Source organism: Acidimangrovimonas sediminis (genome assembly GCF_002871005.1).
Taxonomy (GTDB): Bacteria; Pseudomonadota; Alphaproteobacteria; order Rhodobacterales; family Rhodobacteraceae; genus Acidimangrovimonas; species Acidimangrovimonas sediminis.
On record NZ_PHSN01000002.1, the window covers coordinates 37,428 to 50,062 of the forward strand.

At 67.7% G+C, this 12,635-nt stretch carries 10 protein-coding genes; all 10 read right to left on the reverse strand.

Annotation, left to right across the window (positions count from 1 at the left end; translation table 11 throughout):
- Positions 1–25: 25 nt before the first annotated feature.
- On the reverse strand, positions 26–745 hold the full coding sequence (gene urtE / locus CVV76_RS02080) for an urea ABC transporter ATP-binding subunit UrtE (RefSeq protein ID WP_102222970.1): 720 nt from the start codon (positions 743–745) through the stop codon (positions 26–28).
- A gap of 11 nt (positions 746–756) precedes the next feature.
- Positions 757–1,524, reverse strand: coding sequence for an urea ABC transporter ATP-binding protein UrtD (urtD, locus tag CVV76_RS02085; protein WP_102222971.1), 768 nt, complete (start codon positions 1,522–1,524; stop codon positions 757–759).
- The gene (urtC, locus tag CVV76_RS02090; RefSeq protein WP_102222972.1) at positions 1,521–2,582 is read right to left on the reverse strand and encodes an urea ABC transporter permease subunit UrtC; all 1,062 of its coding nucleotides are present in this window, start codon (positions 2,580–2,582) and stop codon (positions 1,521–1,523) included. The genes urtD and urtC overlap by 4 nt, the downstream gene beginning before the upstream one ends.
- A gap of 3 nt (positions 2,583–2,585) precedes the next feature.
- Positions 2,586–3,494, reverse strand: a complete 909-nt coding sequence (gene urtB, locus CVV76_RS02095; RefSeq protein ID WP_102222973.1) for an urea ABC transporter permease subunit UrtB — start codon at positions 3,492–3,494, stop codon at positions 2,586–2,588.
- 192 nt (positions 3,495–3,686) lie between these two features.
- Positions 3,687–4,877: an urea ABC transporter substrate-binding protein gene (gene urtA / locus CVV76_RS02100; protein WP_102222974.1), complete on the reverse strand. Its 1,191-nt coding sequence runs from the start codon at positions 4,875–4,877 to the stop codon at positions 3,687–3,689.
- Positions 4,878–5,144: 267 nt separating this feature from the next.
- Positions 5,145–5,936, reverse strand: a complete 792-nt coding sequence (locus CVV76_RS02105) for a dimethylarginine dimethylaminohydrolase family protein (protein ID WP_102222975.1) — start codon at positions 5,934–5,936, stop codon at positions 5,145–5,147.
- Positions 5,933–7,648: a methionine--tRNA ligase gene (gene metG, locus CVV76_RS02110; RefSeq protein ID WP_102222976.1), complete on the reverse strand. Its 1,716-nt coding sequence runs from the start codon at positions 7,646–7,648 to the stop codon at positions 5,933–5,935. The genes CVV76_RS02105 and metG overlap by 4 nt, the downstream gene beginning before the upstream one ends.
- Before the next feature lie 47 nt (positions 7,649–7,695).
- The gene (locus CVV76_RS02115) at positions 7,696–9,735 is read right to left on the reverse strand and encodes a capsular polysaccharide biosynthesis protein (protein ID WP_233192681.1); all 2,040 of its coding nucleotides are present in this window, start codon (positions 9,733–9,735) and stop codon (positions 7,696–7,698) included.
- 2 nt (positions 9,736–9,737) lie between these two features.
- Entirely contained in the window at positions 9,738–10,871 is a 1,134-nt protein-coding gene (locus tag CVV76_RS02120; RefSeq protein WP_102222977.1) for a polysaccharide biosynthesis/export family protein, read from the reverse strand.
- A 103-nt stretch (positions 10,872–10,974) separates the two neighbouring features.
- Entirely contained in the window at positions 10,975–12,186 is a 1,212-nt protein-coding gene (locus tag CVV76_RS02125) for a capsule biosynthesis protein (RefSeq protein ID WP_102223005.1), read from the reverse strand.
- Between the last annotated feature and the right edge of the window lie 449 nt (positions 12,187–12,635).

The window sequence follows — 12,635 nt, forward strand, 5'->3', positions numbered from 1 at the left end:
CCGAACCGTGTACCAAGAGAACCCCTCACACGTTCACCAGATGCGCCACCTCGCTGGCGCTTTCGGTCCGGGTCGAGCCCTGACGCTCGGTCCGCCCGCGCAGCAGCACGCAATAGCTGTCGGCGAAGGACCAGGCGAAATCGAGATATTGTTCGACGATGACGATCGTCACCCCCAGCTCCTCGCGCACGCGGCGCAAAGCGGCCTCGATCTGCTGCACCACGTTGGGCTGGATGCCCTCGGTCGGTTCGTCCAGCAACAGAAGCTTCGGCTGACCCGCCAGCGCCCGGCCGATGGCCAGTTGCTGCTGTTCGCCGCCCGACAGGACGCCGCCCTTGCGCGCCTTGATCTGCGCGAGCTTCGGGAAGAGGTCGTAGATGTGGTCGGGGATGCCTTGCGAGATCATCCCCTTGCCCCGGCCCTTCAGCGCCGAAAGGCCGGAGGCAAGGTTCTCCTCCACCGTCATGTGGGAAAAGATGTGCCGCCCCTGCGGAACGAAACCGATGCCCGCGCGGGCGCGTTCGTGCGGCCCGTGCCGCGTCACCTCGGCGCCGTCGAAGCGGATGGTGCCGGCGGTGGCGCGCTGCACCCCCATGATGGTGCGCAGAAGCGTGGTCTTGCCCACCCCGTTGCGCCCGATCAGCGCCAGCGCCCCGCCCTTCGGCACGTTCAGCTCGATGTCCCACAGCACCTGGCTTTGGCCGTAGGCGGCGGAAACCTTGTCGAGTGTCAGAAGGTTGTCCATCACGCTCCCCCTCAATGATCCGACCGGCCGAGGTAGACCGCGGCGACCTCGGGGTCGTTGCGGATCTGCTCGACCGTGCCCTGGCGCAGGAACTTGCCCTGATGCATCACCGTCACCTTGCCCCCCAGCGCCTCGACGAAGGTCATGTCGTGGTCGATCACCAGCACGGTGTGGCGCCCGACCAGCGAATGAATCAGCTGGGCGGTGCGCGCGGTCTCGTTCGGGCCCATCCCTGCGGTGGGTTCGTCCAGCAGCAGCAGTTCCGCCCCCGTGGCCACGACCATTCCGATCTCGATCCACTGCTTTTCGCCATGGGCCAGTTCACCGGCCAGCACGTCGGCGCGGTCGGCAAGGCCCACGATCTCGAGGATTTCCTCGACCCGCGCGCGTTCGTCCGCCGGAACCGCAAGGCCGAGGCCCCGCCACCAGCGCCGGTCGCGCCGGGCGGCCAGCGCAAGGTTGTCGCGCACGCTGAGCGAGGGCACGACGCCCGGGGTCTGGAACTTGCGGCAGATGCCGCGGCGGACGATCTCGTATTCCGGCAGGCCGCTGATCTCGTGCCCGCGGAACCGCACCTTGCCCGAGGCCGCCTGTACCCGCCCGATGATCGTGTCGCACAGCGTCGACTTGCCCGCGCCGTTCGGGCCGATCAGGATCCGAAGCTCCCCCGCCTCCAGCGTCATCGAGAAGTTGTCGATCGCCTTGAAGCCGTCGAAATCCACCGTCACCCCGTCGACCGACAGGAGAAGCGGTTTTGTCTCTTCCGCGATCACGCTCATTGCGGGGCCTCCACCGGCTGCGGCTGCGGTTTACGTGCGCTGCGGCGCGTCAGATCCTCGGCCAGTCCCATGATGCCCCGCGGCAGGAAGCCGACGACAAGGATGAAGACGAGGCCGAGGACGTAAAGCCACGCGCCCGGCAGGTAGCTGGAAATCTCGTCCTTGGCGAAGTTCACGGCCAGCGTACCGATCACCGCGCCCCAAAGGCTGCCACGCCCCCCGACCGCGACCCAGACCACCATCTCGATCGACGGCACGACGCCGACCAGGGCGGGGGAAATCACGCCCGCATGCAGAGTAAAGAGCGCCCCGCCGATGCCGGCCAGCATCGCGGCCAGGGTGAAGGCCACCACCTTGTAGGGCGTGGTGTCGTAGCCCAGGAACCGCACCCGGTTCTCGCCGTCCCGCGTGGCGCGCAACAGCATCCCGAACCGCGACCGGATCAGCCAGCGTACGCCCGCAAAGCAGACCACGACGAGGGCCAGCGTCACCCAGTAGAGGACCACGGGCGCCCTGGCCGCGTTCAGATCGAAGCCATAGAGCGTCTGGAAGTTCGTCAGGCCGTTGAAGCCGCCGGTCGCGCCCTGCTGGCTGACCAGCAGCGTGGCAAAGCTCAGCGCCAGCGCCTGGGTGATCAGCGCGAAATAGACACCCACCACCCGGCGGCGGAACACCAGCCACGAGAAGAACCCGGCAAAGACCCCCGGCACCACGACGACCATGAGCGTCGCGAGGACCGGGCTCTTGAACGGCACCCACCACCACGGCAGCGCGGTGATCCCGCTCCACTCCATGAAATCGGGCAGGCTGCCAGGCTCCAGCCCCGCAAGCTTCATGTGGATGGCCAGCGCATAGCCGCCAAGGCCGAAGAACACCCCCTGCCCGAGGGTGAGGATCCCCGCCTCGCCCCACACGAGCATCAGCCCGATGGCAAGGATCGACATGGCGAGGAAACGGCCCAGCAGGCTGAGTTCATAGCCCGAGATCAGCCAAGGGGCTGCGATGGCCAGCAGGACCACGGGAATCCACAGGCGGCTGAGAAACGGTGTCTGGGTCATGACTTATTCCTCCAGCGCACGCGAGCGCACGGCGATCACGCCTTGCGGCCGGAATTGCAGGAAGACGATGACGAAGACGAGGACGAGGACCTGGCTCATCGACACATCGAGGAAGATCTGGCTGAGCGCCGAGACAAGGCCGAGGATCAGCGCGGCGATCGTGGTGCCCACCATCGACCCAAGCCCGCCGAGGATGACGACAAGGAACGCGGGCACGATATAGCTTTGCCCGACCGAGGGCGTCACAGGGCCAAGGAGCGCCAGCACCACGCCTGCAAGCCCCGCGATCCCGCTGCCAAGGCAGAAGACCGCAAGGTCGACCTGCCGCACGTTGATGCCCGAGGCGGCGGCCATCATCCGGTCCTGGTTCACCGCGCGGACCAGAAGACCGATGCGGCTTTTCGCGATGAAAAGGCCAAGGGCCGCCAGCACCACCACGGCGACCAGCAGGATGAAGAGGCGCGTTGCAGGCAGGCTCAGCCCCGCCAAGGGCCCCGAGGCGATGGCGAAGGAATGGTTCAGCCAGTCGGGCGCGGTGACCGACACGCCGATCGGTCCGAAGACGTCGCGCGCGCCTTGCTGCAGGATCAGGCTGGTGCCCCATGTCGCCAGAAGCGTGTCGAGCGGGCGAGAGGACAGCCGGTGGATCACCGACACCTCGATCACCGCGCCGACGGCAGCGGCACCGACAAAGGCCACGGGCATCGCGACCAGAAGGGCCAGCGGCCCGGGCACGACGAGGAAGGTCAGGTAGGCAAGGTATCCGCCCAGCATCAGCATCTCGCCATGGGCCATGTTGATGACCCGCATCAGCCCGAAGCTGAGGGCAAGGCCGAGGGCCGCGAGGACGACGAGCGAGGCGACGCTGAAGCCGTTGAACACCTGGCCTATGAGGAGGGGCAGGTCGAGCATGTGAGGTCTCCGGTATGCGAGGGGGCCCGGGAGCCGTCGGATAGGTGCGAGGGGAGGGGGCCGCGGCGGAAGATGGGATCCGCCGCGGCCGGGTCGGCCCCGGGTCGGCCTCCGCTCAGCCCGGGGGGACCGCGGATCGGGGCCGGTGGGGGGCGTCTTGCGAAGGCGGGCTGCTGCCCGCCTCGGGCCGCGTCAGTGCAGCTTGCAGGACTTGTTCGGGAAGGCGACCGGATCGTAGGGATCGGGCTGGATCGCACCGTCCGATTTCCACTCGATCTTGAACTGCCCGTCGGGCTGGAGCTTGCCAACATAGGCGGTCTGCACGAGGCTCTGGTTCTGGGCGAAGTGCACGTCGCCCATCGGGCTTGCGATCTTCAGGCCGACGGCGGCGGCGCGCACCTTGTCGGGGTTGAAGCTTTTCGCCTTCTCGACCGCGGCCTTCCAGGCGTAGACGTCAAGATAGCCATGGACCATCGGGTCGGTGATCGCGGCGTTCTTGCCGAACTTCGCCTGATAGTCGGCGACGAACTTCTTGTTGGCGGCCCCCGGCAGGCTTTCGAAATAGTTCCAGCCGGCAAAGCTGTCCTGCACCAGTTTGGTGCCCATCGCCTGGGCTTCCTGCTCGCCGATCGAGAAGGACATCACCGGCAGCTTCTCGGGCGACATGCCCGCGGCGGCCATCTGCTTGAAGAACGAGACGTTGGAATCGCCGTTCAGGGTGTTGAAGATGATGTCGGGCTTGGCGGCCTGGATCTTGGCGATCACGGCCGAGAAATCGGTCCCGCCCAGCGGCACGTATTGTTCGCCCACGGTCTTCAGCCCGTCCTTGGCGATGTGCTTTTTCAGGATCAGGTTGGCGGTGCGCGGGAAGACGTAATCCGACCCGATCAGGAAGTACTTCTTGTACCCCGCCTTCTCGGCCCATTTCAGCGAGGGCACGATCTGCTGGTTCGGCTGGGCGCCCGAATACATGATGTTGGGCGAGCATTCGTTGCCCTCGAACTGCACCGGGTACCACAGCAGGTTCTTGGTGCGCTGGAACACCGGCAGCATCGCCTTGCGCGAGGCCGAGGTCCAGCCGCCGAACACCGTGGCGACCTTGTCGTCCTGGATGAGCTTGGTGGCCTTCTGGGCGAAGATCGCGGGATCCGAGGCGCCGTCCTCGACCACCGGAACGATCTTCTTGCCCATCACGCCGCCGGCGGCGTTGATCTCGTCGATCGCCATCATCTCGGCGTTCTTCACCGTGACTTCGCTGATCGCCATCGTGCCCGAAAGCGATTGCAGCACGCCCACCTTCACGGTGCCTTCGGCATGGGCGCCGACGGAGAAGGCCGCCGTCGCCAGCAGCGCGCCGGTCAGCAATCCTGTCGCCTGTTTCATGGGAACTCCCTGTGTTTCATCTGGTTACGCGTTTGCGGAAACCAGCCTATGCCGCGGCGCGGCGCAGGGGGTATGGGCCGTTTGGGGTATGGACCCGGGCGGGGGAGGCCGTCACGTTCGGGCTCGCGCGCAGATCCTTGCGGTCCGTGCAAACGGCGATGCTGGGGGGCCGGGGCCGGCCGGAACGCCGCGCGCCCTTTCCAGTCTTTCTTGCGGAAATACTCCCGGGGGTCCGGGGGCGGCGCCCCCGGCCTTGCCGTGCGTGCCTCAGCTCGGGCTGAAGCGCAGGCTGAGGCAGGACATCCCGCCGTCGAGCTTGGCGCATTCGGTATTGCCGATCTCGCGCACGTCGTAGCCCGCCTTGACCAGCGCCGCGCGGGTCTTGGCAAAGCCCGCGGGCATCAGCACGAGGTCGTTGAACCGGATCGTGTTGGCCGCGGCCTCCTCGCCCTCGGCGGTGTGGATCACCCGGTAGCCCTCGAAACAGCCCGAGGCCGCGAGGCGCGGGGTGGCAAGGATCGTCTCGGCATCGAGCAGCGAACAGTCGGTCTTGAAATGCAGCACGCCCTTGGGCACCACGACCTCGCGCACCGTGTAGCCCCAGCGCGCAGTCAGCGCGCCCAGCTGGCGGATGCCCTCGGCGTCGGTTCGCGCGGAACGGCCGACGAGGATCTCGCGCTCCGTCACCAGAATGTCGCCGCCCTCGATATGGCCTGGGGCCGCGATCTCCAGCACCTCGGAATAGAGGGTGCGCAGGACAGGGGCCATCTCGGCCGCCTCGCCCATCCGGGTCGGCGCGCCGGGGCGCATCACGATCGCGCCCTCGGGCAGGCAGAGCGCGGTATCCTCGACGAAGACCGAATCCGGGTAGGCGTCGAGCGGCCCGAGGTCGAGCACCTGCGCCCCGGTGGAGCGCAGGGTCGCCACGTAATGGCGATGATTTTCCAGCATGATCCCGAGATCCGGGGTGCCGGTGTCGACGGCGCGCAAGCCCCTGGTGATCGAGGGCGCGGGCGCCCGGGTGATCGCGTGGCTGAAGCGGAAGGACCGGTCGCTCATGCCCGCACCCCCGCGAATTTCTGCTGCCAATCGGCGCGTTCCTCGTCGGCAATCTTGCGGAACATGACCTCGGGCACGGTGAAGGCGTGGCCGGGTTTCAGCACGTCGAGCGCGGCGGCCACGTCGTCGGGCCACGCGGTGTCATCGGTCTTCATGGCCTCCAGCATTACCGCTGATGCATCCGGGATGAAGGGTGCCGAGAGGACGGCGTAGAGGCGGATGAGGTTGAGGCCCAGGCGGACCTGCGCCGCGGCCTTCGCCGGGTCTTCCTTGAAGGTCGACCAGGGGGCGGCGCTTTGCAGGTACTCGTTGCCCGCGACCCAGATCGCGCGCAGCTCGGTCGCCGATTTGCGGACCTCCATCGCCTCCATGTTGGCCTCGTAGGCGCGGATGCGGGGGGTGATCTCGGCGATCAGCGCCTCTTCGGCCGCGCCATATGTGCCCTCAGGCACTGCCTCGCCGAACTTCGAGCGGCAGAACTTGGTGATACGGCTGACGAAGTTGCCCAGCACGTCGGCGAGGTCCTTGTTCACCGAGGCCTGGAAATTCTCCCACGTGAACTCGCTGTCCGAGCTTTCGGGCGCGTGCGACAGCAGCCACCAGCGCCAGTAGTCGGCGGGCAGGATGGAAAGCGCCTGGTCCATGAACACGCCGCGGCCCTGGCTGGTGGAGAACTGGCCGCCATCGTAGTTCAGGTAATTGAACGACTTGATGTAGTCGACCAGCTTCCACGGCTCGCCCGAGCCGAGGATTGTGGAGGGGAACGACAGCGTGTGAAACGGCACGTTATCCTTGCCCATGAACTCCACATAACGCACGTCGTCTGCGCCCTTGTCGGTGCGCCACCAGCGCAGCCAGGCGTCTTCGTCCAGACCGTTCGCATCGGCCCATTCGGCGGTCGCGGCGATGTATTCGATCGGCGCATCGAACCAGACGTAGAAGACCTTACCCTCCATCCCCGGCCAGTCCTGATCGCCCTTCTTCACGGGGATGCCCCAGTCCAGATCGCGGGTGATGCCGCGGTCTTGCAGGCCGTCGCCGTCATTCAGCCACTTCTTGGCGATCGAGGTGGTCAGGATCGGCCAGTCCGTCTTGCTGTCGATCCACGTGTTCAGCTCGTCCCGCATCGCCGACTGGCGCAGGAACAGGTGCTTGGTCTCGCGTACCTCGAGGTCGGTCGATCCCGAGATTGCCGAGCGCGGGTTGATCAGATCGGTCGGATCCAGCTGCTTGGTGCAGTTCTCGCACTGGTCGCCGCGCGCCTTGTCGTAGCCGCAGTTCGGGCAGGTGCCCTCGATGTAGCGGTCGGGCAGGAAGCGGCCGTCGGCATTGGAATAGACCTGTTTCTCGCTGACTTCGGAGATCAGGCCGGCGTCGGCCAGCCGGCCGGCGAAATGCTGGGTGAGCGCGTGGTTGCGCTGGCTCGAGGACCGCCCGAAATGGTCGAAGGACAGCCGGTAGCCCGCGGCGAGGCCGGCCTGCACCTCGTGCATCTCGGCGCAATATTCGGCCACCGGCTTGCCCGCCTTGGCGGCGGCCAGTTCGGCAGGGGTGCCATGTTCGTCGGTGGCGCAGATGAACATCACCTCGTTGCCCCGGCCGCGCTGGAAGCGGGCGTAGAGGTCGGCGGGCAGCTGGCTGCCCACGAGGTTTCCGAGGTGCTTGATCCCGTTGATGTAGGGCAGCGCCGAGGTGATGAGTATCCGTGCCATGAATGCGCCTCTTTAGGTGTGGGCGCCCATGTAGCCCAGAAGGGGCCTCAGCGCCAGAGGTGCGCGCGGCTGGCCATCATCCCCTGCGCTTTGGCCAGCAGGCGGTTCGCCGGGCCGGGCCGGGGCAGAGGGCCGTGGGCAAGACGGTCGGCCACCACCTCGGGCGGGCAGGGCAGGCCGCTGACCGGATCGAAATACCGCGGGTAGGCGATCAGCGCGGCATGGGCGAGGGCATGGATATCCGGCCGTGCCCTGCGCCGCGCGGGCACCGGGCCAAGATCGGTCGTCAGCCCCCAGCCCGCGTAGAACGGCGCACCGAGGCAGGTGACGGGCCTGCCGCGCAGCAGCGCCTCGAACCCCATGAGCGAGGTCATCGTCCAGACCTCGTCGCAGGCCTCGATCAGCGCGATCGGGTCGGCGTGGCGGGCGGTGACGTCTGCGAGCGGGGAAAGTTCGGCCTCGGGGATGGCGCCACTGCGCAGGCCGGCCTCGACATCCGGGTGGGGTTTGTAGACGATCACCGCCTCTGGGTGGGCGGCGCGCACTTGTCGCAAAAGGTCAAGGTTCGTGCGGATCTCAGCGGCGCCAAGACGTATGGAAGCGTCGTCTTCCACCTGACCAGGAACGAGAATCCTGTGGCCAAGGGGCAGATCGGGCATCTGCCCGGTAATATTGTATTTCGACAAATGGTCCCGGATCAGCCCGCGCACCAGTCGCTCTGCCCTCAGCGTGCCGCCGGGGGGAGGGCCCGCCGCGATCAGCCGTTCCAGCGCGCTTTCGCGGGTCGGGTCGTAATAGATGCCCCAGGGGTCGGTGACCAGCGACAGGGGCGGGATCAGTGCGGCGCCGAGGCCCCGGGACCGCAGGAAGCCGTCCTCGACCCGGATCAGGTCCTCGCCCATCTCCGGTGTCTCCTTGCCCGCCCAGACCATCAGGCGGCGCCCGGTCTCATCCGCCGTGGCGCGCGCCTTCGCCGGGTCGTCCTGAAACGTCATCCGACGCGCGCGGCCAAAGACCTTCTGCAACGGCGCCCGTTTCCACAGGCGCATGCCCATGGCGACATGGCCGTGACGGTCCTCGCGGAAGGCGCGGGCCTCGGCCTCGAGCTGATCCACCGCCTCTTCGAAGCTGCACAGCCGGTCGCGGCAGGGATCGTACCAGTTGGGATAAAGGATCATGGCGGCGGCGAAAAGCTGGGCCCTGGTCAGCCTGCGCTCGCGCCGCGGTTCAGGGGCCTCGTCCGTTGTCAGCCCCCAGCCTCCGTAGAAGGGGCGGCCGAAGATCCGGGGCTTGTGCCCGGCAAGGATCGCCTCGAACCCAAGCTGCGACGACACGGCGTAGACGGCGATCGCGCCCTCCATCAAGGCCCAGGGCGAGACCGGCGCGTCGTAGAGGCTGATCCGGTCGCTCTCGTCATCCGGGCCGTAATGGCCGGGGCGGTGGCCGCCTGAGGTCTCGGGGTGGGTCTTGATCAGGATCCGGGCGCCCGGATGCTCGATCTGCGCATAGGCCAGCATCTCGCGGAAGACGCCCTCGGCGACACCGCCGTGGCGGATCGAGGCATCGCCCTTCAACTGGTCGACGACCAGAACATACCCGGGCTCTGGCGGGGGCAGGGCGGGATCGTGGATGTTGTATTTCGACAGGTCCGCGGCCTTCAGGCGACCGATCCCGTCGCGGGCACGTTGCAGAAGGGCGGAGTCGTCCAGCGGATGGGTGGCCAGCATCCGTTCCAGATCGGTGGGGGTGGAGGGGTCGAAATGCACGCCCGAGCGGTCGATCAGCAGGCCCAGCGGCGGCGCCCCGTCGCGCCCGGTCTTCACCGAGCGCAGGAAGGCATCCTCGATCCGGATCACCGGGCTGCCATGGCGCGCGGCCACCCGTTCGCCCCGGGCCGCCAGCGGGCTGCGGCCCCATACGCCCACCGGGTCCTCGGCGCCCGGGAGGCCAAGCGCGGGCCGCAGTCCGGCCAGCGTCAGGATCCGCCGCACACGTCCCGGACGCAGCAGGCCCCCCGCATAACAGTAGAGCCGCCGAGGGGTTTCCCCCCCGGCGGCCCGGTTTTCCTGGGCGACGTCGCCCGTCACGCCTAGAGGCCGGTCGACGTCTTGATCGAAGCGACGCCGTTGGCCGAGCCGGTGATCGCCGAGATCGCCTTCTGCCACTGGGCGAACGGTGCCTGGGTGACGTAGAGCGTGTCGCCGTCGCGGATCAGGAAGTCGCGCGCCTCGAACATGCCCTCGGGCTTGGTCAGGTCGAGGACGTAGATCATCCGCTGCGGCCCCACGAGGTCGGTCCGGCCCAGCACCTGGTTGGCGATGGCGGCGGGTTCGTTGCGGTAGACGAAGACGCCGGTCGGATCGGCCAGCAGCGGGTTCAGCCCGCCCACCTGCGCGATCGCCTCGATCGCCGACAGGGTGTTCTGGTCGAAGTTCACCCGGGTCTGGCTGCCGGTGGCGCCAAGCGCGGTGAAGGAGCGGCGGTCCTTTTCCACGGTAATCCGGTCGCCCGGGCGAAGCGCGATGTCGAGGCTGGGGTTGTCATAGAGGTCGTTGAGCCAGATCTTGCCCTGCTGGTGGCCGCGGGTCACCGTGACCAGCGCCACCTCGGCCGGGATCGACACGCCGCCGGCCTTGGCGATCATCGCCGCCAGCGTGCGGGTGGACCGGTCGATCGGGAAGACGCCCTGGCCGGTCACCGCGCCCTCGACCGTCACCGTCGCGCCGTCGCCCGGCACGCGGATGACCGAGACCTGCGGATCCGGGGTCTGGGTGTCCAGCTTCTTGGTGATCGACTGGCGCAGCCCCTCGATCGTCAGCCCGGCGGCCTTGATGCGGCCGGCGTAGGGCACGAAGATGTAGCCCGCGCCATCCACCGTGATCTCGGCCAGCTGCGACACTTTCTGCCCGGGCGCACCGAGCAGCGGATCGGTCACGTTCTCGTAAACCGAGACGCCCAGCTTGTCGCCGTCGTGGATGATGTCGGAGCCGACCAGCCCCGCCCTCTCGAAGCTTTTCGAGAAGCCGAGCGCCGGGGTGACAGCGGTGGCGCGGGTCACGCGGTCGTTCACGCTGACGATGAACGCATCGCCCTTGCGCTGTACGGAGCCCTCGTAAATCTCGCTTTTGTTGGGGCCGGGCCGGGGAAGGGCACACCCCGCCACCAGCGCGACAAGCGCCAGACAGGCCAGTACCCTGACCCCTGCAAAATCACAAATTTTCACTGCCCGGGCTCCTTGACCTGGATTTCTGCCTCAGCTTTTTGCCGTAAACGTACATAAATCCGAGACAAAAAGCCAGCCTGTTGCCCATTGGCGGCGCGGCCGGTCACTTTACCAGGCGCAACTGTTGCCGGGGTGCCGCGTTGCCCGAACTCAGCGCGTCATAAGGGTCTTGCGGGGCCAGCATCATGTCGACCACCTGACGCAGCAGCTCCCGCCGCCCGCGCGCGGAATAGAACCCGCCGGGAACCTGAGAGGTTTCAAGCAGGTAGTGCCGATAATCGCGGTAGGCGCGGCTGTCGGGGCGCGACGGATGGGCGAAGAAATCGGGCAGCGGCTGGGTCGAGACGAATTCCGGCTTGGCATAGACCGCAGCGCCGAAGACCTTGAGCGGCAGACCACGCCAGAGCACCTGCTGCGCGGCGGTGGAATTCACCGTCACCGCGCTGCGGGCGTGGTTCAGCAGCGCGGCCAGCTTGCCGCCGCGGACGAAATGCACGCGGTGGGAGACGCCGTGATCCTCGGCCAGGCGGCGGATATCCTCGGCCATGGGTACGCGGCCGTCCTCTAGCGGATGGGCCTTGAAGACAAGGTGGTGGTGCGGTGGCGCGCCCTCGGCAAAACCCTCGATGCAGAGCGCGAGGAACTCGGTCATCGTCTCGAAGGGCGAGTGCATGACGAAGCTTGAATCGTGTTCCAGCTGCAGCAGAACGAGGTGATAGGGAAAGCCGCCAAGCTTGATCCGTTGGGTCGCGGCAAAGCGTTCGAGCTTGTGCGCGGGCATCATCAGCAGGCGCCGCAGGTAGAGGCGGAACTCCTGTCGCACGCTCAGCGCCCGGTGCGGGCGAAAGGCGCGGTAGGCGGCGTTCCGGGTCAGCACGAAGTAATGGTAGAGCGCGCCGTAGAAGATGTGCTGGCGCATGTCGCCCCAGCGCGCGGGCGCATCCGGCAGCTCCATGTCCAGCTGCGCCAGCGCGGCCTGCATCTCCGCCACCTCCATCTGCATGAGGCGCGAGTGCCCGTTGGCGCCGCCGCGTTCGTAGGTCACCCAGTAGGGACGCAGGTACCCCTCTTCGAAGACATGGACCGCGAGCCCCATCGCGCGGGCGATCGTCACCGCCTCGGCATGGATCGGGCGGGTGTCGCCATAGAGCACGATGTCGGTGATGCGGTGCTCGGCCACCAGGGCGCGGAAGGTCCGGGGCCAGTCCTCTGGCGTACCGCGATAGGGAAGGTAGCTTGCCCGGTCGGACCAGAAGGCCTCGTCGCCGCGGTTGAAGCCGACGCGAAGCACCCCGGCCCCCGCAGCCCCAAGCATCGATCCCAGCCGCTGGAAGAAGGGGCCGTGCGGCCCTTGCAGGAACAGAAACCGCCTTCCGCGCCCCGAGATGGCCGCCGCCGAAGTATCCCCCGCGCCATCTCCCGCGCCGGTGTCCCCCACGTCCCCCGCGGAGGCGCCCCTTTCGTCGCCGGTCCTGACCCGACGTGTCGGGGCTGGAACGCGGTCTTCCAGGGCGGCGGGAGTTCCGCCTGCCGAGGTCACGACACCGGTCACGCCGCTGCGCGCGCCTTCGCCTTCGCTGCCCGTCTCGCCCATGTCCCCAACCCGCACCACACAGTCACACGGCCCCGCGGTTCCGGGGCATATCTTCCAGTGCCGCGCTGCGGCGGCTTTGTCACGCGATTTCAGCCAGTCTGACAAGGGCCCATGGCGGAAGTGGGGCGCCGGGAGGGCAGCCGCGGGCCATCGCGCCACGGTCCCGGGCG

Excerpts from the sequence above, each read along its gene's own strand:
- urtB (WP_102222973.1), bottom strand. The coding sequence starts at position 3,494 with ATGCTCGACCTGCCCCTCCTCATAGGCCAGGTGTTCAACGGCTTCAGC.
- urtC (WP_102222972.1), bottom strand. The coding sequence starts at position 2,582 with ATGACCCAGACACCGTTTCTCAGCCGCCTGTGGATTCCCGTGGTCCTG.
- metG (WP_102222976.1), bottom strand. The coding sequence starts at position 7,648 with ATGGCACGGATACTCATCACCTCGGCGCTGCCCTACATCAACGGGATC.
- urtE (WP_102222970.1), bottom strand. The coding sequence starts at position 745 with ATGGACAACCTTCTGACACTCGACAAGGTTTCCGCCGCCTACGGCCAA.
- urtA (WP_102222974.1), bottom strand. The coding sequence starts at position 4,877 with ATGAAACAGGCGACAGGATTGCTGACCGGCGCGCTGCTGGCGACGGCG.
- CVV76_RS02105 (WP_102222975.1), bottom strand. The coding sequence starts at position 5,936 with ATGAGCGACCGGTCCTTCCGCTTCAGCCACGCGATCACCCGGGCGCCC.
- urtD (WP_102222971.1), bottom strand. The coding sequence starts at position 1,524 with ATGAGCGTGATCGCGGAAGAGACAAAACCGCTTCTCCTGTCGGTCGAC.
- CVV76_RS02125 (WP_102223005.1), bottom strand. The coding sequence starts at position 12,186 with ATGCTTGGGGCTGCGGGGGCCGGGGTGCTTCGCGTCGGCTTCAACCGC.